The sequence below is a fragment of the Nonomuraea sp. NPDC005692 genome (genome assembly GCF_040631115.1).
In the GTDB taxonomy this organism is placed as follows: Bacteria; Actinomycetota; Actinomycetes; order Streptosporangiales; family Streptosporangiaceae; genus Nonomuraea.
The window spans coordinates 462,641-484,091 of record NZ_JBEXYU010000004.1; the positions used below are offsets into that span (position 1 = coordinate 462,641).

Sequence of the window (21,451 nt, forward strand, 5' to 3'; positions counted from 1 at the left end):
GTCTCCCGACCACTCCGACCACCGTGGACGGTGCCATGCGAGCACAGGACATCGCCGTCGCCCTGCCGACCGTGACGGCCCGCGACTCCGTAGGACGGGCCGTCCGCCTGATGGTGGTCAACCGGCTTCCCGGACTCATCGTGGTGGACGAGCGGGGCAGGCCGGCGACCGTGCTGCCGGGCACGCAGGTGCTGCGGCTGGCCATCCCCGGCACGTACCAGGAGGACCAGGCCCTGGCCCGCACCCTCGACGAGAGCGACGCCGAGCTGTTCTGGCAGGAGCTGGCCCACCTGACGGTCGGCGACTGCCTGCCCAGGCCGCCCGCGCGGCCCGTCACCGTGCCGCCGGACGCGACCCTGCTGGAGGTGGCGGCGCTGATGGCCCGCACGCGCAGCCCGCTGGTCGCCGTCCTCGGCCCGGACGCCACCCTCACGGGGGCGATCACCCTGGAACGCCTGCTGACCAGCCTGGCCATCACGAGCCTTCCGGACTGATCCGCATGAGCGCGATCCTGGCCCTATCCATCTTCGTGGTGGCGTTCTTCTTCATCGCCACCGAGAAGGCCGACAAGGTCAAGGTCGTCCTGGTGGCGGCCGGCCTGATGACCGTGCTGGGGCTGACACCGGGGGAGGAGGTGTTCTCCTCAGGGCACGCGGGCATCGACTGGAACGTCATCTTCCTGCTGCTCGGCATGATGATCATCGTGGGGGTGATCAAGCAGACCGGGCTGTTCGACTACCTGGCGATCTGGGCGGCCAAACGCTCGCGGGGGCGGCCGTACCGGCTGATGGCGATGCTGATGGCCATCACCGCCGTGGCCTCGCCGTTCCTGGACAACGTCACGACGATCATGCTGGTCGCGCCGGTGACGGTGATGGTGTGCGGGCGGCTGCGCATCCCGGCGCAGCCGTACCTGATCGCCGAGGTGCTGGCCTCCAACATCGGCGGGGCGGCGACGCTGATCGGCGACCCGCCGAACATCATCATCGGCAGCCGGGCGGGGCTGACGTTCAACGACTTCCTCGTCCACATGGCGCCCGCGGTCGTGGTGATCTTCGGGGTGTTCGTGCTGCTCACCTACCCCCTGTTCCGCCGGTCGTTCCACTACAACGCCGAGCACGTCGCCAAGGTGATGGCGTTGCAGGAGCGGCGGGCCATCACCGACCCCGCGCTGCTGGCGCGGTCGATGACGGTGCTGGCCGGCGTGGTGACGGCGTTCGCGCTGCACTCCGTCCTGCACCTGGCGCCCTCGATCATCGCCCTGGTCGGCGCGGGGGTCATGCTGCTGGTCTGCCGGGTCGAGCTCGGGGACGTGCTGCGCGAGGTCGAATGGCCCACGCTGGTGTTCTTCGCCGGGCTGTTCGTCATGGTCGCGGGCCTGGTGCACACCGGCATGATGGAGACCATCGGCCGCGCCACCATCGACCTGTTCGGCGACAACTACTTCGCCGCGGCCACCTCGCTGCTGTTCGGCTCCAGCGTGCTGGGGGCGTTCTTCGACAACATCCCGTACGTGGCGACGATGGCGCCGGTGGTGGAGGAACTGGCCGCCACCGCACCGGACGCGTCCACCGGGCAGGCGCTGTGGTGGGCCTTCGCCTTCGGCGCCGACTTCGGCGGCAACGGCACCGCGGTCGCCGCCAGCGCCAACGTCGTGGCCCTCGGGATCGCCGCCCGCACCGGGAACCCGATCTCCTTCTGGCAGTTCACCCGGTACGGCATCGTCGTCACCCTGGGCAGCACGGCCCTGGCCTGGGTGTACGTCTGGCTGCGCTACTTCTGACCCGGACCGCCCGGGTCAGGGGCGCAGCCGGTGGAACAGCTCGACCCGGGCCCGGTGGTAGTCGAGGTCCTCCTCGTCGTGCGGCACGCCCGCCGCGGCGGCCTTGCGGAAGTAGGCGTGCTCCCTGCGCAGCTTGTGCCGTACGAGCTGGGCGAGCGACTCGTCGTCGAGGGGGGCCGCCGTGCCGCCCTCCTCGAGGTAGGCGGCCACGAACTCCTTGCTGGGCCCGGCCAGGTCGTCGCCCCACTCCAGCGCGGCGGCGGCCAGTTCCAGCTCGGGGGCGCCGACGAAGGTCTCGTCCCAGTCCAGGACGGCGACGATGCGGCCGTCCCTGGCCAGGGTGTTGCCGGTGTAGTAGTCGCCGTGCAGCGGGTGGCGTACGGGATGCCCGGCGTGGAAGGCCGCCAGCCAGCGGTCGAGGACCGGGTCGTGCAGGTCGGCGGCGTCCGGGGGCGGGTCGCCGTACAGGCCGGACTCCTGGAAGGCGGGCACGGGACGCGGGCCGGGACGCAGACCGGCCAGCGCGCGGTGGAGCCTGGCCAGCAGCCGCGCGCCCGCCTCCCGCTGCGCCGGGACGTCGGAGTCGGGCCAGGAGCCCTCGACGTAGGGCCAGCAGGAGATCGGCCGCCCGTCCACGACGACGACCGTCGCGCCGCCCGTGGTGGCCAGCGGGGCGACGGCCTCGGGGAGCGTGGCGGCGGCGTGCCGGGCGACGGCGTGGCACCACTCCGACTCGGCCACTCCGCGCGCGGCCGGGCCCACCCGGACGACGTGGTCGCCGAGGCGGTAGGCGGCCGACTCCTCCCCGCCGTACAGCCGCTCACCCTCTCCTTCGGCGCCCCAGGCCCGGGAGGCGGCGGCACGGATCTCGGGGGTGAGTGGCGTCTTTGCGTAGATCACCTTGTCAGGTTATGGGGCTCAGGTCATGAGCTGGGACGGCTTGTGGAGTGTTCTGCCAAGGTCGGGCGACACGTGGCGCAAATTCGGCGCTCTCCGCCGGATGGCGCTTAACCTGCACTAACAGGATCATCATCCGCTTGTCACCCCGCCGTCAGGGCCGCCGGTGCCGAGCCCGCTCCGAATTCGGGACGCTCATGATCGTGCAGTCGCAAGAAATCGCACAAAGCTCACATCCGCCCGATACCCGCCCGTCCCGGCGCGACCTGCCGTCCGCCGCCGTCTCGCGCTGCCGTTAGCGCCGCTCGGGCAAGCTCGCCGATCACCGTCTGGGAGTCCCGCGTGTCCCATCCGACTCCACCCGCAGCGCCGTCTGTCACGCCGCCCGTGGTGCCGCCAGCTGTGTCGTCCGTCGTGCTGCCCGCAGGGGCGCCCGCCGGGTCGGGGCGGGCGCGTGCGACGTGGCGGCACGTCGCCGGCTCCGGCCGGCGCGTGGAGATCAACCCGTGGCTGGCGCGGGCGCCCTGCTCGGTGCGCGCGTGCCTGCCGGAGGAGGCCGTCGCCGCCGGCCGGGCGCGCCGCGCCGCCCGGCTGTGCGGCGCCCTGCTGGTGCTGCTGGCCGCGCTGCCCGCCTTCCTCGTCATGGGAGCCGCGCCGAGGCTCTGGCGGGCCAGGACCGTGCAGACGGCGGCCCGGCTGCTGCTGCGCGCGCTCGGCGTCCGGGTCGAGGTCGCCGGTCCGGCGGGCCTCGCGGGTGAGGAGGCGGCCGGGGTGCTCGTGGTGGCCAACCACGTCTCGCTGCTCGACCCGCTGGTCATGCTGGCCGCGCTGCCCTGCCGCCTGCTGGCCAAGCGGGAGGTGCGCCGGTGGCCGCTCATCGGGACGCTCGGCGCGGCCTGCGGGGCGCTGTTCATCGACCGGGAACGCCTGTCCACGCTGCCCGCCGCGGTGGGCCTGATCCGCGCCGCCCTGCTGGCCGGGGAGACGGTCGCCGTCTTCCCCGAGGGCACCACGTCCTGCGGGCGCGAGGTCGGCACGTTCCGGCCCGCGGTCTTCCAGGCGGCCATCGACGCCGGGGCGGCGGTGTGCCCGGCCGTCCTGCGCTACTACGAGGGGTCGAGCCCGTCGAGCCGGGGGAGCTGGGTGGGCGAGGACTCGGTGACCGGGTCCGTCGTGCGGGTGGCCGGGACGCGGCGGCTGCGGGCCGAGGTGCGGCTCACCCCGCTCCTGCCGCCGCCCGCGCCCGGCCGCGGCCCGCGCGGACGGGCCGCCCTGGCCCGCGCCGCCGAGGAGCGCGTACGCGCCGGCCTCGACTGACCACACAGGACTGACCACACAGGACTGACCACACAGGACTGACCACACAGGCCCGCGCCGCGGAGGAGCGCGTGCGCGGTGGCCTCGACCGACCGTTACTCGACGTAAGGATTCACCGATGTGGGGCAACTCGCCGCCGTCCGGCCGTGGACGGAGGTGGCCGCGACGGGTCGTGCTCTGGGGCGCGGCCGTCACGTTCGCCGTCTCGCTCATGGCCGGCCTGGACGTGCACGACCGGCTCGTGCTGGGCGACATCGTGCCGCTCGGATCGCAGTCCCTGCGGGCGGACGACATCCTTCAGGACGCCTTCCACACGGGCAACGCCGACCTGGTCGTGATCGCCCGCGCGGCACGCCCGGTCGACGACCCCGCGATCGACGCCGCCGGGACACGGCTCACCGAACGCGTCTCGGCCGACCCGGGCGTGTGGCGGGTCACCTCGTACTGGCGCGGCCACGAGCCCAGGCTGCGCAGCGGCGACGGGCGCGCGGCGGTCGTCCTGGCCCACCTGCGCGGCGACAACGCCGCCCGCAACGCCGCCGCCCGCCGGATCATGGACTCCCTGCACGACCGCTACGGCCCCCTGTCGCTGACCGCCACGGGCGAGGCCCAGGTACGCGTCGAGGCGCAGGACCGCAGCGAGGCCGACCTGCGCACCGCCGAGCTGATCGCCGCGCCGCTGACCCTGGCCATCCTGTGCGTGGTGTTCGGCAGCCTGGTCGCCGCCCTGCTGCCGGTGCTGATCGGCGCGCTGGCGGTGATCGCCACCATGGCCGTGCTGCGCCTGCTCACCGAGGTCATGGAGATCTCGGTGTTCGCGCTGAGCATCTCCAGCGCGCTCGGCTTCGCCCTCGCCGTCGACTTCAGCCTGTTCATCGTGACCCGCTTCCGCGAGCAGCTCGCCCTGGGCCAGGACGCCGCCCAGGCCGTCGCCGTCACGATGCGCACCACCGGCCGGGCCATGGCCTGCTCGGCGGCCACCGTGGCGCTGTCCATGTCTGCGCTGCTGCTGTTCCCGTTCACCATCCTGCGCTCGCTGGCCGTGGGCGGGATGACGATCAGCCTCACGGCGGCCGCGGCCAGCCTCGTGGTGCTCCCGGCCCTGCTCACCCTGCTCGGCGACCGGGTCAACCGGCTTCCCGTGCCCGGCCCGTGGAACGCCGCGCGCCGGTCCGCGCCGCTGGTGGAGGCCGGGCCCTGGTACCGCCTGGCGGTCGCCGTCATGCGCCGCCCGCTGGCGGTGGCCGTGCCCACCACCGCGCTGCTGCTGGCCATGGGCGCGCCGTTCCTGGGCGCCCGCTTCGGCACCCTGGACGACCGCATCCTGCCCCCCGACGCGCCCGCCGCCCGGGCGGCACAGGCGCTGCGCGCGGAGTTCGGCGGGCAGCGGGTCGTCGGCGGCACCATGATCGTGCTGCCGGACCTGCGGATCAGCGGGCAGAGCTCCGCCGACCTGCTGGGCGGCTACGCCAGGCGCCTGGCCGCCACCGACGGCGTGCTCCGGGTGGACACGGCCGGCGGCTCCTACGCCGGGGCCGCCGCCGTCCCCGGGCCGGGCAGCCGGTTCACCGGCGAGGCGGGCACCTGGCTGCTCGTCACCACCGCGCACGAGCCGTACTCGGTGGCCAACAGCGAGCTCGTCCGGCGCCTGCGCGCGATCCCGGCCCCGGGCCAGGCGCTGTTCGCCGGGCCCGGCGCCGAGCTCGACGACATCAGGCAGAGCATCGCCGGCACGCTGCCCACGGCCCTGGCGCTGATCGCGCTGGCCACCCTGGCCATGGTGACGCTGCTGACCCGCAGCGTCGTGCTGGCCGTCAAGGCCCTGCTGATGAACGTGCTCAGCCTCACCGCCACCTTCGGCGCCCTGGTCCACGTCTTCCAGGACGGCCACCTGCGTTGGCTGGTCGGCGACTTCACCGCCACCGGCAGCATCGACGCCCTCATGCCCACGCTGATCTTCTGCGTCGCCTTCGGCCTCTCCATGGACTACGAGATCTTCCTGCTGTCCCGGATCACCGAGGAGTACCGCAGCCGCGGCGACACCGCCACCGCGGTCGCCACCGGGCTGCAGCACACCGGGCGGCTGTTCACCTCGGCCGCCGTCATCTTCGCCGTCGTCATGGCCGCCGTGGCGACCTCCGGTCTGGCCGTGCTCAAGATGATCGGGGTGGGCATCGCGGTGGCCGTCCTGGTCGACTGCACGCTGATCCGCACGCTCCTCGTGCCCGCCGTGATGCGCCTGGCCGGGCCCGTCAACTGGTGGGCGCCCCGGCTCCTGCGCGGCGGGCGGGGCAGCGGCGGCGGCTCTCCCGGCGACCCGCCGCGCGTCCCCGTCGGCGCGGCCGCGGGCGGGCCGGACGGGACCGAGCCCGCGGCACCGCCGGCGAGCACACCATGACGACCACCCGCGATCAGGACCACCGCCACGAGCGGCCGCCGTCCGGGCCGGGCCTGTCGCCGTGCACGCCGGACACCTGTCTCCGGCCGCCGGTCGCCGTCGCCGGGCCGGTCCGCCGGGCCGCCCGCCTCCTGGGCTGCGCGCTGGCCCTGGGGGCGGCCCTGACGCTGTCGGCGATGCCCGCCCGCCGCGCCGGGGCCCTGCGCGCACGCCTGACCCGCAGGGCCATGGGACGGATCGTGCGCGCGCTCGGCATCAAGGTACGGATCCCCGGCGGCGTCCCCGCCCTGGACGGCCACGGCATCCTGCTGGTGAGCAACCACATCTCGTGGGCCGACCCGCTGATCATGGCGGCCCTCACCCCGGCCCGCCAGCTCGCCAAGCGCGACATCGGGCGATGGCCGCTGGTCCGGTCGCTGGCCGCGGCCCACCGCACGCTGTTCATCGACAAGGACCGGCCGGCCGGGCTGCCCGAGGCGATCACGTCGGTCGCCGGCGCGCTGCGCGACGGGGACGCGGTGCTGGCCTACCCCGAGGGCACCACCTGGTGCGGGTCGGCCATGGGAGCCTTCCACCCGGCTCTGTTCCAGGCCGCCGTCGAGGCGGGCGCGACCGTCCGGCCGGTGGCGCTGCGCTACCGCGAAGCCGGCGCGCCCTCCACCCGCGCCGCCTGGATCGGCGCGGACTCCCTGCCGGTCTCGCTGCTGCGCGTGGTCGCGACCCGGAACCTGGTGGCCGAGGTGACGTTCCTGCCCCCGATACGCCCCGAGCTCACCGGACGGCCGCGCGCGGACCGGGCGGCGCTGGCCGCGCTGACCGAGTCGCGGGTCAGGGATGCTCTGGGCCCGGCTTGATGGACATTTGATGTGTCATACCCGGACCCGCCCGCACTCCTGGAGCACACTCGGACACGCCCCCCATCCGCCGAGAGAACGGACGGCACCATGACCGACGACCAGATAACAGACGTGCTCCGCGGCCACTGCGCGCGGGTGCTGGGCGTCAGCCCGGCCCAGATCGGCCCGCACACCGACCTGCGCGAGGAACTGGACGCCGACAGCCTGGACTTCGCCGAGCTGCACGCCGTGGTCGAGGACGAATGGGGCACCTTCGCCGACGACCGGCTCCAGCGGGTGCGGACCGTCGCCGACATGGCCGCCGTCATCCGCCGCCACCTGACGGCGGTGGGCGGCTGATGCGACCCCGGGTCGCGGTGACCGGGCTCGGCCTGCGCACGCCCGCCGGCTCCGGTCCCAAGGAGCTGTGGAACGCGCTGCTCGCCGGGCGCTCGACGGCACGGGCCATCACGTCCTTCGACACCTCCGCGCTCGCGGTGCGCTTCGCCTGCCAGGTGCCGGAACTGGACGTCTCGGCGTACCTGACCGACCGGCAGGCCCGGCGGCTGGACCGGGCGTCGCTGCTGGCGGTGTGCGCGGCGGGCGACGCGCTGGCCGACGCCGGTCATCCGCGGGTGCCGCCCGAGCGGCGGGCCGTGGTGGCGGGCAGCTCGTTCTGCGGCACCGAGACGTACGAGTCGGCGCTGCTCGACACGGCCGGTCCCGCCGCGCTGCGGCTGTCGCCGATCTTCATCCCGAAGATCATGCCCAACGCCGGCGCCGCCGCCATCGGCATGCGGTACGAGATCCGCGGGCCGAGCATGTCCGTGGTCACCGCCTGCGCCTCCGGCGCGCACGCCATCGGCGAGGGCGTCCGGCTGATCCGCGACGGCTCGGCCGACCTGGTCGTGGCCGGGGCCGGTGACGCCAACGTCACCCCCGGCATGCTGCACGGCTTCAGCCGGTGCCGCGCCCTGTCGGCCCGCAACGACGACCCCGAGGCCGCCTGCCGCCCCTTCGAGGCCGACCGCGACGGGTTCGTGCTGGCCGAGGGGGCCGCGTTCCTCGTCCTGGAACGCCTCGACGACGCCGTGCGCCGCGGGGCGCGCGTCCACGCCGAGGTGTCCGGCTACGGCCGCACCAGCGACGCCCACGACCTGACGGCCCCGGCGCCCGGCGGCGAGGGCGCCCGGCGGTGCATGGACGCCGCGCTCGCCGACGCGGGCCTGGCGCCCGAGGACATCGTGCACGTCAACGCCCACGGCACCGGGACGGAGCTGAACGACCTGGCCGAGGCGCAGGCGATCGGCCGCGTCTTCGGGCCCGCCGCCGTGCCGGTGAGCTCGACCAAGGGGGTGACCGGGCACGCACTCGGCGCGTCCGGGGCGATCGAGGCCGTGGCGTGCGTGCTGGCGATGGCCGAGTGCACCGCCCCGCCGACCGCCAACCTGGACCGGCTCGACCCGCGCTGCGACATCGACGCGGCGCCCGTGCCGCGCCCGATCGCGAGGGGGCCGGTGATGTCGAACTCGTTCGGCTTCGGCGGCCACAACGCCACGCTGGTCTTCTCGCCGGCGCGCTGACCGCCGCCGCCGGACGGTCAGCCCCGCTGGGAGACGAACACGCAGAACGGGTGCCCGGCCGGGTCGGCGTAGACCCGCAGGGGTTCCTCGTCGTCGTCGATCCGGTCCAGCAGCAGCCGGCCGCCCAGGCGGAGAACGCGTTCGTGCTGCTCCAGCAGGCTCTCGAGCGAGGACACGGTCAGGTCGAGGTGGAGCTGCTGGGGCACCCCGGGCTCCGGCCAGGTCGCCTCGGGGAGCGTCTCGACCTGCTGGAAGGCGAGCTGCGGCGCGCCGTCCCTGGTTCTCAGCACGAGCCAGTCGCGGCCGCGCTCGTCGTCGGCGCCCGCCCGCGGCGGCTCGTCGCCGGGCCGGTAGACCAGGTCCAGCAGGGACCGGTAGAACTCCGCCAGCGCCCTGGCGTCGGTGCAGTCGAGCACCACCTGACACAGCCTGATCCCGCCGTCCGTAGCGGCCATGCGCGCCTCCCGTGATCGTCCTTCGTCCGTCATGCTCTCTGCACGGCGGGACGGCACGTCAAACGCGGCGGCCTCACCAGGTGACCGGCAGGGACGCCAGGCCGTAGATCGTGGCGCGCGGGCGCAGCGGCACCTCCTCGGCGGGCACGGCCAGCCGCAGCCCGGGGAAGCGGCGCAGCAGCGCCGGGAAGGCCAGCCGCATCTCCAGGCGGGCGAGCTGCTGGCCCAGGCACTGGTGGATGCCGTGGCCGAAGCCGAGCTGCGGCCCGGCCTCGCGGGTGACGTCGAAGCGGTGGGGGTCGGGGAAGCGGGCCGGGTCGCGGTTGACGGCCGGCAGGGAGAGCGTCACGGTCTCCCCGGCCCTGATCGTCCGCCCGGCGAGCGGCACGTCGGCCCGCGCGACCCGGATCGGGCCGATGTGCACGATGCTGAGGTAGCGCATCAGCTCCTCGACGGCGGTCGCCGCGACGCCCGGGTCATTGCGCACCAGCTCCGCCTGCTCCGGGCGGCTCAGCAGCAGGAACGCGCCCAGGGCCAGCATGTTCGCGGTCGTCTCGTGGCCGGCGGTCAGCAGCAGGGTGGCCACCCCGGTCAGCTCCTCGTAGTTCAGCTCGCCGCCGGAGACCAGCTCGCCGAGCAGGTCCTGGGTGGGCTCGGCCCGCTTGCGGGCGACCAGCTCGGACAGGTAGCCCATCAGCTCGGCGCCCGCCGCGCCGCGCTCTTCGGCGGAGTTGTCCAGGTTCACCGCGCGCGCGGTGGTGTCCTGGAAGCGCCCGCGCTCGTCGTACGGCACGCCGAGCAGCTCGCAGATCACCAGCGACGGGATCGGCAGCGCGAACGCGCCGACCAGGTCGGCGGACGCTCCGGCACGGGCCATCTCGTCGAGCCGGCCGTCGACGATCTCCTGGATCCTGGGCTCCAGGAGCCGCATCCTGCGCATGCTGAAGCGACCCGTGAGCAGCCGCCGGTAGCGGGCGTGCTCGGGGTCGTCCATGGCGATGAAGAAGCCCGGCGGGACCACCAGGTCGGCCAGGCCCTCGGGCGGCGCCAGCTCCTTGATCGGCGGCGCGGCGCCCTGGGAGGTGTTGCTGAAGCGCGGGTCGTCGAGCACCGCGCGGGCCTCGGCGTGGCCGGTGACCAGCCAGCCGGGACGGCCGTCGGCGTAGATCATGCGGTGCAGCGGCCCGTGCAGCCGGGCGAGCTCGGCGGGCGGCTCGAACGGGTCCTCGCGGTCGAGCGGCAGGCTCTGAAGGATGTCCATGCCACCCAGAAAACCGCAGAGGCTGCGAATTTGCAACCTGTGCATAAAAGCAGGGCATGCAGTAGGGTGGCGCCGTGGAAGGTCATCGCGAACGCAAGAAGGCCCGCACCCGCCGTGCGCTGCTGGAGGCCGCCGTCCGGCTGTTCGCCGAGCGGGGGTACGAGCGGACCACCGTCGCCGACATCGCCGCGGCGGCCGACATCGCGCCCCGCACCTTCTTCGCGTACTTCGCGAGCAAGGAGGACGTGCTCTTCCTGCAGGCCGGCGATCGCGAGCGGGTGATGCTGGAGGCGATCGCCGGGCGGCGGCCGGGGGAGCCGCTGGGTGAGCTGCTGAGCCGGATGTTCGAGGCCATGGTGCGCAGCCTGGCCGAGGACGACGAGCTCGGCTTCGCGCTGTCGCCGCTGCGGGCGCGCCTGATGGCCGCCGAGCCCGCGCTGCGCGCCCGCGGCCTGACGCTCATGATGGAGACGCAGCCCCGGCTGGCCAGGGCGCTGTGCGAGGTCTACCCGGGGCTCGACCCGGTGTCGGCGGGGGCGGCGGTCGGGAGCTTCATGGGCGCGCTGGCCGTGGCCGGGATGGTCGCCCAGGAGCAGGGCGGCTCCGAGGGCGACGTCCTGGCCGCCGGGCGGCGCGGGATCGAGGTCGCGGTCAACGGCCTGGCGATCCTCGACCGGCCCTAGTCCGCGCGGGACCGCCCGGCGTGCACATGCCGCTCGTCACGGCTCCAGGGACTGGCGGGCGCGCAGGGCGCGGAGTTTGGAGCGGTTGCCGCAGCGTTCCATCGCGCACCAGCGGCGGGCGCCGGGACGGGAGGTGTCGACGAAGACCAGCGGGCAGTTGTCGCTCGCGCACTCGCGGATACGTTCGGCGAGCGGCCCGGACAGCAGTTCGATCATCTCCCGCGCCAGGTTCGACAGCACCTGGGTGGCCCGCACCGGTGGCGCCCATCCGGCGGTGACGCCGTCGGCGGCGAGTTCGGGGACCAGGGGTGCGGCGGTCGCGGCCCGGTTGATGGTCGTGATCGCTCCGGCGGGCAGGAGGCGGCGCGCCGCCTGGGCGTGGGCCGCGTCCCAGATCGCCTGGCGCAGGGCCTTGGCGGCGGTCAGCTCGCCGGCGGTCACGGGGACCGTCATGACCGCCGTCAGTGGTGGCTGGGCGAGCCATTCGGCCAGGTCGGCGGGCTCGTGGAGGGTCTCGAAGATCGCGTACTGACCCTCGCCGCCGGTGTGGGCGAAGTCGAGGCAGAGGGCGCCGGCGTCGAACCGGAACGATCCGCCCTTGGGGTCGTGCAGCACTCGTCCGGTTGCGTTCACTCGCATGACACCACTATAACTGGTGTCGCAACGAAACCCCTTTAACCGGTTTCAGAACGCGAGGAGAGAGAACATGGGCGTATGGCACATCAACCCCGAGGGACTTCACCGCAGCCCGGCCTTCAGCCAGGCCGTCGTGGTCGAGCAGCCGGCCAGGACCATCTACATCGGCGGCCAGAACGGCGTCGGCCCCGACGGCAAGGTCGTCGGCCCCACGGTGGGGGACCAGGCCAGGCAGGTGTTCCGCAACCTGAGGACGATCCTGGAGAGCGAGGGGGCGAGCCTGGCGAACATCGTGCACTGGCGCATCGCCGTGCTGGACGGCCACACGTTCGACGAGGGAGTGGCCGCCTTCCAGGAGGTGTGGAACCGGACCGACCCGCCGCCCGCGATCACGGTGCACGTCGTGGCCGGCCTGAACCCGGGATGCCTCGTCGAGGTCGACGCCGTCGCGGTCGTGTGACCCCGCGGGGACCGTCGACGAGATCTCGGATCATGACGAACACCGCGGACGCACCACCGGCCGGGCGGAGCACCGCCCGGCCGCCCGCCCCCCTCTGGCCGATCGTCGCCCTGGTCTGCCTGGCGCAGTTCATGATGGTCCTCGACGTGTCGATCGTGAACGTCGCGCTGCCCGCCATGGAATCCGACCTCCGCCTGGGCGCCGAGGGGCTGCAATGGGTGGTCAACGGCTACCTCCTCACCTTCGCCGGGTTCCTGCTGCTGGGCGGCCGGGCGGCCGATCTCTACGGCCGCAGGCGCACCTTCGTCGCGGGCCTGGCCGTGTTCGCGATCGCCGGCCTGGCCGGCGGGCTCGCCACCACGCCGGAGCTGCTGATCGCCGCGCGGGCGTGCCAGGGGCTCGGCGCGGCCGTGGTCGCCCCCGCCACGCTGACGATCCTCACCACCACGATCCCCGCCGGGCCGGCGCGGGCCAGGGCCATCGCCACCTGGGGCGCGGTCGGGGCGGCCGGCGGGGCGGCCGGATCGCTCGCCGGCGGGCTGCTCACCGACTACCTGTCCTGGCGGTGGATCCTGCTGATCAACGCGCCGATCGGGGCGGTCGCCGTGATCGCCGCGCTGCGCCTGCTCGCCGAGAGCCGCGACACCGGCGCCCGCGGGCTCGACCTGACCGGCGCGATCACGGTGACGGTGGGGCTGTCGGCGCTGGAGCTGGGCATGCTGCAGACCCCCGCGTACGGCTGGGGTTCGGCGCGCGCGCTGGTCCCGATGGGCGTGGGCGTGCTGGCGCTGGCCGCGTTCGTCCTGGTGCAGGCCCGATTCGCGCGGGCGCCGCTGATGCCGCTGCGGATCTTCCTGGCCCGCTCGGTGTCCGGCGCGCTCCTCGTGCAGTTCCTGCTGGGGGCCGCGGGCTTCGCGCTCTGGTACTTCCTGTCGCTCTACATGCAGCAGGTGCTGCGCTACAGCGCGCTCCAGGCGGGCCTGGCGTTCCTGCCGCACACCCTGGCCATCGTCGTCGCCTCCAAGGCCACGCCGTGGCTGGCCGGCCGGGTCGGGCTGCGTCCGCTGCTGGCCACGGGCGCGCTGGTCTCGGCGGCGGGTTTCGCCTGGCAGGCCACCATCACCCCGGAGAGCGGCCTGCTCACCGGGATCGTGCTGCCGGGCGTGCTCATCACCGGCGGAATGGGGCTCACCTCCGCCCCGATCGCGATGACCGCCACGGCCGGCGTCGGCCCCGGCGAGGCGGGGCTGGTCTCCGGCATCCTCAACTCCTCCCGCCAGGTCGGCGGCTCACTCGGGCTGGCCGCGCTGACCACCCTGGCCGCGGCCCGCACCGGCGCGCCGACCTCCGGGTACGCCCTGGCGTTCTGGGCCTGCGCCGGCGTCGTGACCGCCGGGGCGGTCGCCGTGCTCGCTCTGCCCAGGGCCTCGAACGAACGTCGCTGACGGGGGATCGCGTCCGAAAGTGGACATCGTCCCCGGGTGGCGCGTGACGGGTCGCGGGGCAGGGAAGAGGTGCCCCCGTCCCGTCGGAGGAAAGGGAACCTCATGATCACGCTGGTGAGACGGCTCGCCGTCATCTCGGTCTTCGCCCTTGCCGGGGCGTCCCTGCCCGCTTCGTCCGCGTACGCGATGGGCTCGTGGGTCTGCACCGGCGGCTCCCGCACCTACCTGGGCAGCGTCGTCGGCTACCACATCCTGGGCTCCGGCTGCACCGGGGAGGGTTCGGGAGCCGGGGCGATCACCATCCCGTCGGGCACCTACGGCTGCGCGGTCGTCAACCCGACACCCCAGCTGGGCATCGTCAGCGGGCTGAACTGCTGATCCCCGCCTGGTCACGTCATCGCGACCGGTCGAGCAGCCACCGCTCGACCGCCGCGCTCATCCGGCCGCCCGCCTCCAGCGCCGCCGCCTTGGCGGCGGCCGGGTCGGTGTGCGCGGCCTGGCCGAGGATGACGCCGAGCACCAGATGCCCCCGTACGCGGGAGGCCCACATCAGGTTGCCGCCCGCGGCCGTGCCCGAGCCGGTCTTGATGCCGATGACGCCGTGCCTGTTCAGCAGCGTGTTGGTGTTGTGCAGCCGCCTGGAGTCCCCTGGGACGGAGGTGTCGGTCTGCGCCACCACCGCCCGCAGCACCGGGTCGCCCATCGCCGCCCTGGCCAGCCTGAGCTGGTCGGCGGCGGTGCTGACGGTGCTGTCCTCGTTGCCGCTGGCCCCCGTGTACGTGCTGTGCGTCATGCCGAGGCGTCGTGCGGCGGCGTTCATCCGGGCCACGAAACGCTCCTGGGAGCCGGCGTCCCAGCGGGCCAGGAGCCGGGCCACGTTGTTGCCCGAGGGCACCATCATCAGCTCCAGCAGCCGCCGCAGCCGGACCGTCCGGCCCTGTACGAGCGGCACGGTGGACTCCAGCCGCGACAAGGACTCCTCGGCCGCCGTGCGGTCCACGGTGATCGGCGGGCCGTCGTCGCCGGGCCGGAGCGGGTGGCGGCGCAGGATCACGTAGGCGGTCATCACCTTCGTCACGCTGGCGATCGGCACCGGCCGCAGGTCGCCGCTGACGCCCAGGCTGCCCACGTCCGCCACCTCGACCGCCGCCTGCCCCTCCGGCGGCCACGGCAGGGACGCGTCCCCGGTGACCGAGGGCGCGCCGGCACAGCCCGACAGAACGCCCGCCAGCAGCAGAAACATCAAGGAACGTCGCATACCGCCAGGTTGTGCGACCGGCATGTCCGTACGGCCGTGGCCGTGCATCCACCCGCGCTCAGCCGTGTATCAGCCCGGCATCAACCCGCCGGGAGGCGGAGGACGGCGACCGCGCCGCCGTCCGGGGCGTTGGCCAGGGTCAGCTCGGCGCCGATGACCCGGGCCTGGCCCAGCGCGATCGTCAGCCCCAGGCCGTGCCCGCGGCCCCGCTCGGCGGCGCCCGTGCGGAACCGGCGCGGCCCGTCGGCCAGCAGCTCCGGCGGGAACCCCGGCCCCCGGTCGCGCACCTCGATCACGTGGTCGCCGACCGCGATCTCCACCGGCGCCGCGCCGTGCCGGTGGGCGTTGAGCACGAGGTTGGCCAGGATCCGGTCCAGACGCCGCGGATCGGTCTCGGCCACCGGGTCCCCGTCGGCCAGCACCCGCGCCTCGACCCCCACCCGGGACGCCGACTCCGCGGCCAGCCCGGCCAGCGGCACGCGCACCCGCTCGGCGACCTCGGCCCCGGCGTCCAGCCGGGACACCTCCAGCAGGTCCTCCACCAGCGTCCGCAGCACCCGCACCCGGTCGCGCACCAGGTCGGTGACCTCGCCCTCGTCCAGCAGCTCGACCACGGCGACCAGGCCCATGAGCGGGGTGCGCAGGTCGTGCGCGACGTCGGCGGTGAACCGCTGCTCGGCCAGCAGCCGGTGCTGCAGGCTCGCCGCCATCGAGTCCACGGCGGCGGAGATGCGGGCGATCTCGTCCCGGCCGCGGGCGTTCGTCCGAGCCGCCAGGTCGCCTCCGGCGATGCTGCGGGCGGTGCGCGCGACCCGCCGCAGCCGCCGGTTGGGCAGCTCGGCCGCCAGCACCGACAGCGGCACCACGCCGGCCAGGGCGAGCAGCCCGGCCTTGGCCATGTTCCGGTCGAGCGCCTGCAGGCCGAGCAGCTCGGAGCCCATCGCGATCTGCACGCTCACCGCCTCGTCGCCGCCGCCGTACGGCTGGACCGCCCACATCCACGGCTCGTCCCGGTGGTCGAGCCCGTACCAGACCACCCGCCCGCCGGGCCGCAGCCGGTCGGCCAGGGCGGCGGGGAGCTCGTCCACGGGCACCACGTCCTCGGCGGTCCCGGAGGCCAGCGACTCCTCCAGGGCCGCCTCGGCCCGCGCCTGGCCGATGTCGAGCGCCCGCTGCCAGGTCGCCCGGTGCACCAGCAGCCCCACCACGGCGGCGACGACGGTCGCGGCGAGCGTGACGAGAGCGGCGATCTTCCAGCGCAAGGAGGCCGGGTTCACGTGACGGCCAGCTTGTAGCCGAACCCGCGCACGGTCTCGACGCGCTCGGCGCCGATCTTCCTGCGCAGCCGCTGCACGCACAGGTCGACCACGCGGCTGTCGCCGTCCCATCCGTAGTCCCACACGTTGCGCAGCAGCGTCGCCCGTTCCAGGACGATGCCGGGATGGGCGGCGAACTCCAGCAGCAGCCGCAGCTCGGTCGGCGACAGCTCGACGCGCCGGCCGGCCCGCCGCACCTCCAGCGCGCCGGTGTCCACGCTCAGGTCCCCGAACTCCAGCACGGCCGGCCCCGCCTCTGGCCCGGCGGCCGGCGTACGGGCGAAGGTGGCCCGGCGCAGCAGCGACCGGATCCTGGCCACCAGCACCGGCAGGTCCACCGGCTTGACCACGTAGTCGTCGGCGCCGCCCTCCAGCCCCGCCACGATGTCCAGCCCGTCGCCGCGGGCCGACATCATCAGGATCGGCACCTGGCTGGTCTCCCTGATGCTGCGGCACACGCTGATGCCGTCGAGGCCGGGCAGCATCACGTCCAGCAGCAGCAGGTCGTGCTCGCCCGTACGGGCGGCCTCCAGCCCGTCGAGCCCGTCGGCGGCCGTGGTCACCCGATAGCCGTACCGTTCCAGGGCCATGCCCAGCGACGTGCGGATCACGGTGTCGTCCTCGACGAGCAGCAGGGATGTCATGAAATCGCACCATACCTAGCGAAGTGCATTGACTGGTTCCATCCGGGCGGCGCGCAGGGCCGGATACAGGCCCGCCAGCAGCCCGACGACGGCCCCGGCCGCCGGCGCCAGGACGGCCAGCGAGACGTCGAGGACGGGCGTCCACTGCTTGACGGCGCAGACCCCGACGATCACCAAGATCCCCGCGGACGCGCCCAGCACGCCGCCGATCAACCCCGTCAGCGTGGACTCCAGCAGGAACTGCGCCGCGATGTGGCGGCGCGCCGCGCCCAGCGCCCGGCGCAGCCCGATCTCGGCGACGCGTTCCATGACGGTCACCAGCGTGACGTTGGCGATGCCGACCGCGCCGACGACCAGGGAGACCAGCCCGAGGATCAGGAACAGGGCGTTGACGTCGCCCTCCACCGCGTCGCGGGCCCTGGTGGGGCTGGGCGGCGAGATGACCTGGAGCAGGGCCTCGTTGCCGGGGCTGAGCGCGGACGGCGCCTGCCGGGCGATCAGCTCGGCGGCCCCGAGCGCGGTGTCGACCAGGACGCGGGTCACGGTGCCCAGGCCGTAGGGCCGGCCGGCCGTCGGCGGCAGGATGACCGCGCTCGCCAGGCTCTTCTCCCGCCGGAGATCCCCGAGCACCCCGATCACGGTGTACGCCCGGGTGCCGATGAAGACGGCCGGAGCCCGCTCCAGCCCGGTGATGCCGAGCAGCCGGGCCGCCTGCTGGCCCAGCACGACGACCCGGTCGCCCCGGGCGACGTGCCCGGCGTCGAAGTAGCGGCCCTGGATCATCCTGCCCTTGACCGCCGCGGGCAGGCCGGGGCTGCTGGAGACCACGGTCAGCGTCTGGTCGGTGACGCGGGCCGGGTCCACGACGTCGTTGGAGCGGACGACGAGGTTGGCGCTGCGGTCGGACTCGGCGAGCGCGGCGGCCGAGACCACCCCGCGCAGCCGGGTCACCCGGCTCACGTCGGCCCATCCGACCAGCGGGAACGGGTGGGCCGGGACCTCGACCGTGACGGAGGTGGCGGTCAGCTCGTCGAAGCGGCCGACGATCTGGTTGCCGGCCGTCGCGGCGACGCCCAGGGTCACCACGAGCGTGGTGATGCCGAGCACGGTGCCCAGCGTGGTCAGGGCCGAGCGCACCGGGCGGGCCAGCAGGCCCGCCACGGCCTCGGTCAGCAGGTCGCGCGGGTGCACGTCTACTCCTCCGTGAGGACGCCGTCGGTGATGCGGACCCGGCGTCCGGCCCGGTCGCTCACCTCGGTCTCGTGGGTGATGACGACGACGGTCATCCCTTGGGCGCGCAGCTCGTCGAACAGGTCGAGCACTGCGCCGGTGTTCCTGCTGTCGAGGTTGCCGGTGGGCTCGTCGCACAGCAGCAGCGACGGCTCGCCCAGCAGGGCGCGGGCGATGGCGGCGCGCTGCCGCTCGCCGCCGGACAGCCTGCCGGGCAGGAAGTCCACCCGGTGCGACAGGCGCACCCGGTCGAGGGCCCGCATGGCGCGGTCCCGCCGTCCCGCGCGCGGGACCGTGCCGTAGACCTCGGCCAGCATGACGTTCTCCAGGACGCTCCGGTGCGGCAGCAGGTGGAAGGACTGGAAGACGAAGCCGATCCGGCCGCCGCGGACGGCGGTGCGCGCCCCTTCCCGCAGCGTGGTGGTCTCGATGCCGTCGAGCCGGTAGCTGCCGCGGGTCGGCCGGTCGAGCAGGCCCAGGGTGTTGAGCAGGGTGGACTTCCCCGACCCCGACGGGCCGACGACCGCCACGTAGTCCGCCCGCTCGACCCGCAGGTCGACCGACGACAGCGCGCGGACGGGCGGGTCGCCGGGGAACTCCTTGGTCAGCTCGCGGAGGTGGATGACCGGCTCAGCCACTGTTGACCACCACCCGCTCGCCCGGTTCGAGGTCGCCGGTCACCTCCACGGCGCCGTCGGCGGACAGGCCGGTGCGCACCTGCACCTCCTCGGTCCGGCCGGGCGCGGTCTCCACCCGCACCCTGGCCCTGCCGTCCGCCGCCGTGACGACCGCCGCGACCGGGACCACGAGCGCCTCCCCTCCGGTGGCGCCGATGGTCACGCGGACCGTGACGGGCGCGCCGGCGAGCTCGCGCAGCCCCTTCACGGCGGCGGGCGTGACCGTCACCGGGACGGCGCCCTTCGCGTCGCGCCCCGCGACGGCGGTCACCGTGCCGGGGACGGTCGTGCCGGAGTCGGTCTCGATGCTCGCCGCCAGCCCCGCCTTGACCCGTTCGGCCTCGGCCGCGTCCACCGAGCCGGACACCACGAAGCCGGAGCCGGTGACCGTGGCGACCGCCTTGTCCACCGGCTCGCCCGCCTTGACGGCCGGCTTGTGCAGCCGGACGGGCAGCCGGGGCAGGAAGACGATCTCGCCGGGCGGCACGGTGGTGCCGTAGGTGCGGGAGAACTCGGCCAGCAACGCCCGCGCCGCGGCCAGGTCGCTGCGCGCGTTGGCCACCTTCAGCCTGGCGGGGGAGAGCTGCCTGGCCTGCCTGAGCGCCTGCTCGGCGACGGCCACGGCCTCCCGCGCCACCCGTACGGCCTTCTCCCGCTCGGCCAGCCGTTTCGCCCGCGCGGCCCCGGCCTCCTCCCGCGCGCGGTCCAGCGCCGACCGGGCGGCGGCCAGGTCGGCGCGGGCGTTGGCGACCCGGAGTTCGAGCAGGCGGGTGTCGGCGCGCGGCGTCGCCGTGGGGGCGGCGCCGGGTGCCGTGGACGGCATGACGGTCGGCGTGACGGTCGGCGCGACGGTCGGCGTCGCCCTGGCCTGGGCGAGCTCCTGCTCGGCCGCCAGCAGCCGCTCCCCGGCCGCCCGCACGGCGCTCTCGGCGGCCTCGGCCGCGGCCGCGTCCTCGGTGGTGCGGTCCTGGGCCCGCGCGCTCTTCAGCGCCTGTTCGGCCGCCTTCAGGTCGCGGCGTGCGCCGGTCACCCTGAGCTTCAGCGGGAGCACGTCCATGCCCTGGTCGAGGGCCCTGCTCTCGGTCGCCAGCACTTCCCGCGCGGTCCGTACGGACCGCGCCAGCTCGTCGCGCCGCTGCCGCAGCTCCAGGGTGGGCTGCTGGGCCTCGTAGCCGCGCCGGGCGTAGAAGCGCGACACCGCGGCGACGGTCGCGCCGTCGAACACGCCGGTCACCGGCACACGGTGCCCGAGCCGGCGCAGCGCCTTCTGCACCTGCCGGACGTCGTCCCCCTCGGCGCCGGGGACGATGCCGCGGTGCATCGGCACCCTGCCCGCGAAGACGAACACCGGGCGCCCGTTCACCTCCATCAGCACCGCGCCCTCCACGAGCTTCCCCCGCCGGGGAGCACGGGTGGCCCGCTGGACGGTCTCGCCGCCGCCCACCACCCCGGCCAGCGACACCGGACGGGGGGAGCCGTACTCCAGCGTGCCGCTGACGACGACGGTGGCGACCAGCCTGCGCCGCTCCACCTCGACGGTGACCAGCGACGGCACGGGCGGCCTGCGCGCCGCCGCCTCGTCGGCCGGGGAGCGCAGCCGGGTGCCCACCCCCCAGCCGGTCCCGGCGACCGCCAGGACCACGGCCAGCACGAGCAGCAACTTGCCGCGAGGGGTGCGCATCACTGCTCTTGGAACCCGTACTTCACCCGGGCCTCGTTGGTGAGCCGCCGTTGCAGGGGGACGGAGGCCGCGTAGAAGTCCTTGCCGCACTCCAGGTCGACCAGCGCCGACCTGATCTCCTTGGCCAGGTACGGCCGGGCCGCGGCGGCCGTGACCTTGCCCGCCTTGCCGAGCCGGTCGGCCTGCTCGCCCCACAGCGTCTGCCCCCGCGCGCCCAGCGCCAGCGGCCGGGCGGAGGTCACCCGCTCGCCCTCGGACTTCAGGCACTCCGCGAACGGCCCGGCCAGCTCCACCAGCTTCGGATCGCCGTCGAGCGCCTTGTCGATGTTCTCGATCTCGGTGCTCATCTGGTCCTGGTAGTCGGTGAGCGAGGTGACCTTCAGGCCGTTGACCTGGCGCAGGGCGCTGACCCGGCACTCGTTCATGGTCTTGAGCCAGGCGTCCCGCCGGGCGCCGGAGAGCCCGGCGAGCGTGGCCTGGTTGGGATCCGGGGCCCGGGTCTCGGTAGGCTTGGGGTAGACGATCGCGGAGAAGACGCCGAAGCCGTTCCTGCTCCGCTCGGCCTTCATCGCCGCGTAGTCGGCCGGGTCGGCGTCGGGCGTCCCCGGCCGGCTGACCGAAGGCGTGTAGGCGAAGCCCTTCTGCTTCATGCAGGTGGCGATGACGGTCTCCCGCTCCCGGAGCTTGCCCGCCCCGGCGTCGCCCCCGCCGGACGCCGGGGCGGCCTGTCCCGCCGGAGCCCCTCCGCAGCCGGTCAGCACCGCCAGACCGAGCAGACCGCACACCAGCACACGCATCAAGGGCTCCTTCACCGTGGGGACGCGCCGCCCTCCGCGACGCCTGGCCACTCTTGAGCCCTTTTCCGTCCGCCCGGCCTTGGCCGGGTATCAC

At 74.5% G+C, this 21,451-nt stretch carries 22 protein-coding genes; 11 read left to right on the top strand and 11 right to left on the bottom strand.

The window, feature by feature from the left end; genetic code table 11:
- The first annotated feature begins 35 nt into the window (after window positions 1-35).
- On the top strand, window positions 36-494 hold the full coding sequence (locus ABZ459_RS12770; RefSeq protein WP_352351467.1) for a CBS domain-containing protein: 459 nt from the start codon (window positions 36-38) through the stop codon (window positions 492-494).
- 5 nt (window positions 495-499) lie between these two features.
- The gene (locus tag ABZ459_RS12775) at window positions 500-1,783 is read left to right on the top strand and encodes an ArsB/NhaD family transporter (RefSeq protein WP_357969544.1); all 1,284 of its coding nucleotides are present in this window, start codon (window positions 500-502) and stop codon (window positions 1,781-1,783) included.
- A 15-nt stretch (window positions 1,784-1,798) separates the two neighbouring features.
- On the opposite strand, the gene ABZ459_RS12780 is transcribed toward ABZ459_RS12775, so the two are convergent.
- Entirely contained in the window at window positions 1,799-2,683 is an 885-nt protein-coding gene (locus tag ABZ459_RS12780; protein ID WP_357969547.1) for a phosphotransferase, read from the bottom strand.
- 399 nt (window positions 2,684-3,082) lie between these two features.
- Here ABZ459_RS12780 and ABZ459_RS12785 point away from each other — a divergent pair, with 399 nt between their 5' ends.
- From ABZ459_RS12785 to ABZ459_RS12805, 5 genes are all read left to right on the top strand, one after another.
- The gene (locus tag ABZ459_RS12785) at window positions 3,083-3,997 is read left to right on the top strand and encodes a lysophospholipid acyltransferase family protein (protein WP_357969549.1); all 915 of its coding nucleotides are present in this window, start codon (window positions 3,083-3,085) and stop codon (window positions 3,995-3,997) included.
- A 172-nt stretch (window positions 3,998-4,169) separates the two neighbouring features.
- Window positions 4,170-6,395 carry an MMPL family transporter gene (locus ABZ459_RS12790; RefSeq protein ID WP_357969552.1) on the top strand — a complete coding sequence of 742 codons (2,226 nt, stop codon included), beginning with the start codon at window positions 4,170-4,172 and terminating at the stop codon, window positions 6,393-6,395.
- Window positions 6,392-7,249 carry a lysophospholipid acyltransferase family protein gene (locus ABZ459_RS12795; RefSeq protein ID WP_357969555.1) on the top strand — a complete coding sequence of 286 codons (858 nt, stop codon included), beginning with the start codon at window positions 6,392-6,394 and terminating at the stop codon, window positions 7,247-7,249. The genes ABZ459_RS12790 and ABZ459_RS12795 overlap by 4 nt, the downstream gene beginning before the upstream one ends.
- A gap of 90 nt (window positions 7,250-7,339) precedes the next feature.
- Complete coding sequence (locus ABZ459_RS12800) at window positions 7,340-7,591, top strand: acyl carrier protein (RefSeq protein ID WP_352351457.1); 252 nt, start codon at window positions 7,340-7,342, stop codon at window positions 7,589-7,591.
- A complete protein-coding gene (locus ABZ459_RS12805; protein ID WP_357969558.1) occupies window positions 7,591-8,814 on the top strand; it encodes a beta-ketoacyl-[acyl-carrier-protein] synthase family protein in 1,224 nt (407 codons plus the stop codon). The genes ABZ459_RS12800 and ABZ459_RS12805 overlap by 1 nt, the downstream gene beginning before the upstream one ends.
- 17 nt (window positions 8,815-8,831) lie before the next feature.
- On the opposite strand, the gene ABZ459_RS12810 is transcribed toward ABZ459_RS12805, so the two are convergent.
- Entirely contained in the window at window positions 8,832-9,269 is a 438-nt protein-coding gene (locus tag ABZ459_RS12810; RefSeq protein WP_357969561.1) for a VOC family protein, read from the bottom strand.
- A 73-nt stretch (window positions 9,270-9,342) separates the two neighbouring features.
- On the bottom strand, window positions 9,343-10,530 hold the full coding sequence (locus ABZ459_RS12815) for a cytochrome P450 (RefSeq protein ID WP_357969563.1): 1,188 nt from the start codon (window positions 10,528-10,530) through the stop codon (window positions 9,343-9,345).
- A gap of 74 nt (window positions 10,531-10,604) precedes the next feature.
- Here ABZ459_RS12815 and ABZ459_RS12820 point away from each other — a divergent pair, with 74 nt between their 5' ends.
- Complete coding sequence (locus tag ABZ459_RS12820; protein ID WP_357969566.1) at window positions 10,605-11,213, top strand: helix-turn-helix domain-containing protein; 609 nt, start codon at window positions 10,605-10,607, stop codon at window positions 11,211-11,213.
- A gap of 36 nt (window positions 11,214-11,249) precedes the next feature.
- Here the strand turns inward: ABZ459_RS12820 and ABZ459_RS12825 are convergent, their stop codons facing one another.
- Window positions 11,250-11,852 (bottom strand): ABATE domain-containing protein, encoded by a 603-nt coding sequence (locus ABZ459_RS12825; RefSeq protein ID WP_357969567.1) that lies wholly within the window; start codon window positions 11,850-11,852, stop codon window positions 11,250-11,252.
- 67 nt (window positions 11,853-11,919) lie between these two features.
- Between ABZ459_RS12825 and ABZ459_RS12830 the strand changes: the two genes are divergently transcribed.
- The 3 genes from ABZ459_RS12830 (at window position 11,920) to ABZ459_RS12840 (ending at window position 14,132) form a co-directional block, all read left to right on the top strand.
- Complete coding sequence (locus tag ABZ459_RS12830; RefSeq protein ID WP_357969569.1) at window positions 11,920-12,309, top strand: RidA family protein; 390 nt, start codon at window positions 11,920-11,922, stop codon at window positions 12,307-12,309.
- A 32-nt stretch (window positions 12,310-12,341) separates the two neighbouring features.
- Window positions 12,342-13,754, top strand: coding sequence for an MFS transporter (locus ABZ459_RS12835; RefSeq protein ID WP_357969570.1), 1,413 nt, complete (start codon window positions 12,342-12,344; stop codon window positions 13,752-13,754).
- Between the two features lie 102 nt (window positions 13,755-13,856).
- Window positions 13,857-14,132, top strand: coding sequence for a hypothetical protein (locus ABZ459_RS12840; protein WP_357969573.1), 276 nt, complete (start codon window positions 13,857-13,859; stop codon window positions 14,130-14,132).
- 16 nt (window positions 14,133-14,148) lie between these two features.
- Here the strand turns inward: ABZ459_RS12840 and ABZ459_RS12845 are convergent, their stop codons facing one another.
- The 7 genes from ABZ459_RS12845 to ABZ459_RS12875 form a co-directional block, all read right to left on the bottom strand.
- On the bottom strand, window positions 14,149-15,012 hold the full coding sequence (locus ABZ459_RS12845; RefSeq protein ID WP_357969576.1) for a serine hydrolase: 864 nt from the start codon (window positions 15,010-15,012) through the stop codon (window positions 14,149-14,151).
- Window positions 15,013-15,092: 80 nt separating this feature from the next.
- A complete protein-coding gene (locus ABZ459_RS12850; protein WP_357969579.1) occupies window positions 15,093-16,289 on the bottom strand; it encodes a HAMP domain-containing sensor histidine kinase in 1,197 nt (398 codons plus the stop codon).
- Window positions 16,286-16,972, bottom strand: coding sequence for a two-component system response regulator CseB (gene cseB, locus ABZ459_RS12855; protein ID WP_357969582.1), 687 nt, complete (start codon window positions 16,970-16,972; stop codon window positions 16,286-16,288). The genes ABZ459_RS12850 and cseB overlap by 4 nt, the downstream gene beginning before the upstream one ends.
- 15 nt (window positions 16,973-16,987) lie before the next feature.
- Window positions 16,988-18,163: an ABC transporter permease gene (locus ABZ459_RS12860; RefSeq protein WP_357969584.1), complete on the bottom strand. Its 1,176-nt coding sequence runs from the start codon at window positions 18,161-18,163 to the stop codon at window positions 16,988-16,990.
- A 2-nt stretch (window positions 18,164-18,165) separates the two neighbouring features.
- Window positions 18,166-18,840 carry an ABC transporter ATP-binding protein gene (locus ABZ459_RS12865; RefSeq protein ID WP_357969586.1) on the bottom strand — a complete coding sequence of 225 codons (675 nt, stop codon included), beginning with the start codon at window positions 18,838-18,840 and terminating at the stop codon, window positions 18,166-18,168.
- Window positions 18,833-20,560, bottom strand: coding sequence for a peptidoglycan-binding protein (locus ABZ459_RS12870; RefSeq protein WP_357969589.1), 1,728 nt, complete (start codon window positions 20,558-20,560; stop codon window positions 18,833-18,835). Before ABZ459_RS12870 ends, ABZ459_RS12865 begins: the two co-directional genes overlap by 8 nt.
- Window positions 20,560-21,357 carry a hypothetical protein gene (locus tag ABZ459_RS12875; protein WP_357969592.1) on the bottom strand — a complete coding sequence of 266 codons (798 nt, stop codon included), beginning with the start codon at window positions 21,355-21,357 and terminating at the stop codon, window positions 20,560-20,562. The genes ABZ459_RS12870 and ABZ459_RS12875 overlap by 1 nt, the downstream gene beginning before the upstream one ends.
- Between the last annotated feature and the right edge of the window lie 94 nt (window positions 21,358-21,451).

Excerpts from the sequence above, each read along its gene's own strand:
- ABZ459_RS12770 (WP_352351467.1), top strand. The coding sequence starts at position 36 with ATGCGAGCACAGGACATCGCCGTCGCCCTGCCGACCGTGACGGCCCGC.
- ABZ459_RS12775 (WP_357969544.1), top strand. The coding sequence starts at position 500 with ATGAGCGCGATCCTGGCCCTATCCATCTTCGTGGTGGCGTTCTTCTTC.
- ABZ459_RS12795 (WP_357969555.1), top strand. The coding sequence starts at position 6,392 with ATGACGACCACCCGCGATCAGGACCACCGCCACGAGCGGCCGCCGTCC.
- ABZ459_RS12800 (WP_352351457.1), top strand. The coding sequence starts at position 7,340 with ATGACCGACGACCAGATAACAGACGTGCTCCGCGGCCACTGCGCGCGG.
- ABZ459_RS12805 (WP_357969558.1), top strand. The coding sequence starts at position 7,591 with ATGCGACCCCGGGTCGCGGTGACCGGGCTCGGCCTGCGCACGCCCGCC.
- ABZ459_RS12810 (WP_357969561.1), bottom strand. The coding sequence starts at position 9,269 with ATGGCCGCTACGGACGGCGGGATCAGGCTGTGTCAGGTGGTGCTCGAC.
- ABZ459_RS12815 (WP_357969563.1), bottom strand. The coding sequence starts at position 10,530 with ATGGACATCCTTCAGAGCCTGCCGCTCGACCGCGAGGACCCGTTCGAG.
- ABZ459_RS12825 (WP_357969567.1), bottom strand. The coding sequence starts at position 11,852 with ATGCGAGTGAACGCAACCGGACGAGTGCTGCACGACCCCAAGGGCGGA.
- ABZ459_RS12830 (WP_357969569.1), top strand. The coding sequence starts at position 11,920 with ATGGGCGTATGGCACATCAACCCCGAGGGACTTCACCGCAGCCCGGCC.
- ABZ459_RS12835 (WP_357969570.1), top strand. The coding sequence starts at position 12,342 with ATGACGAACACCGCGGACGCACCACCGGCCGGGCGGAGCACCGCCCGG.
- ABZ459_RS12840 (WP_357969573.1), top strand. The coding sequence starts at position 13,857 with ATGATCACGCTGGTGAGACGGCTCGCCGTCATCTCGGTCTTCGCCCTT.
- ABZ459_RS12845 (WP_357969576.1), bottom strand. The coding sequence starts at position 15,012 with ATGCGACGTTCCTTGATGTTTCTGCTGCTGGCGGGCGTTCTGTCGGGC.
- cseB (WP_357969582.1), bottom strand. The coding sequence starts at position 16,972 with ATGACATCCCTGCTGCTCGTCGAGGACGACACCGTGATCCGCACGTCG.
- ABZ459_RS12870 (WP_357969589.1), bottom strand. The coding sequence starts at position 20,560 with ATGCGCACCCCTCGCGGCAAGTTGCTGCTCGTGCTGGCCGTGGTCCTG.
- ABZ459_RS12875 (WP_357969592.1), bottom strand. The coding sequence starts at position 21,357 with ATGCGTGTGCTGGTGTGCGGTCTGCTCGGTCTGGCGGTGCTGACCGGC.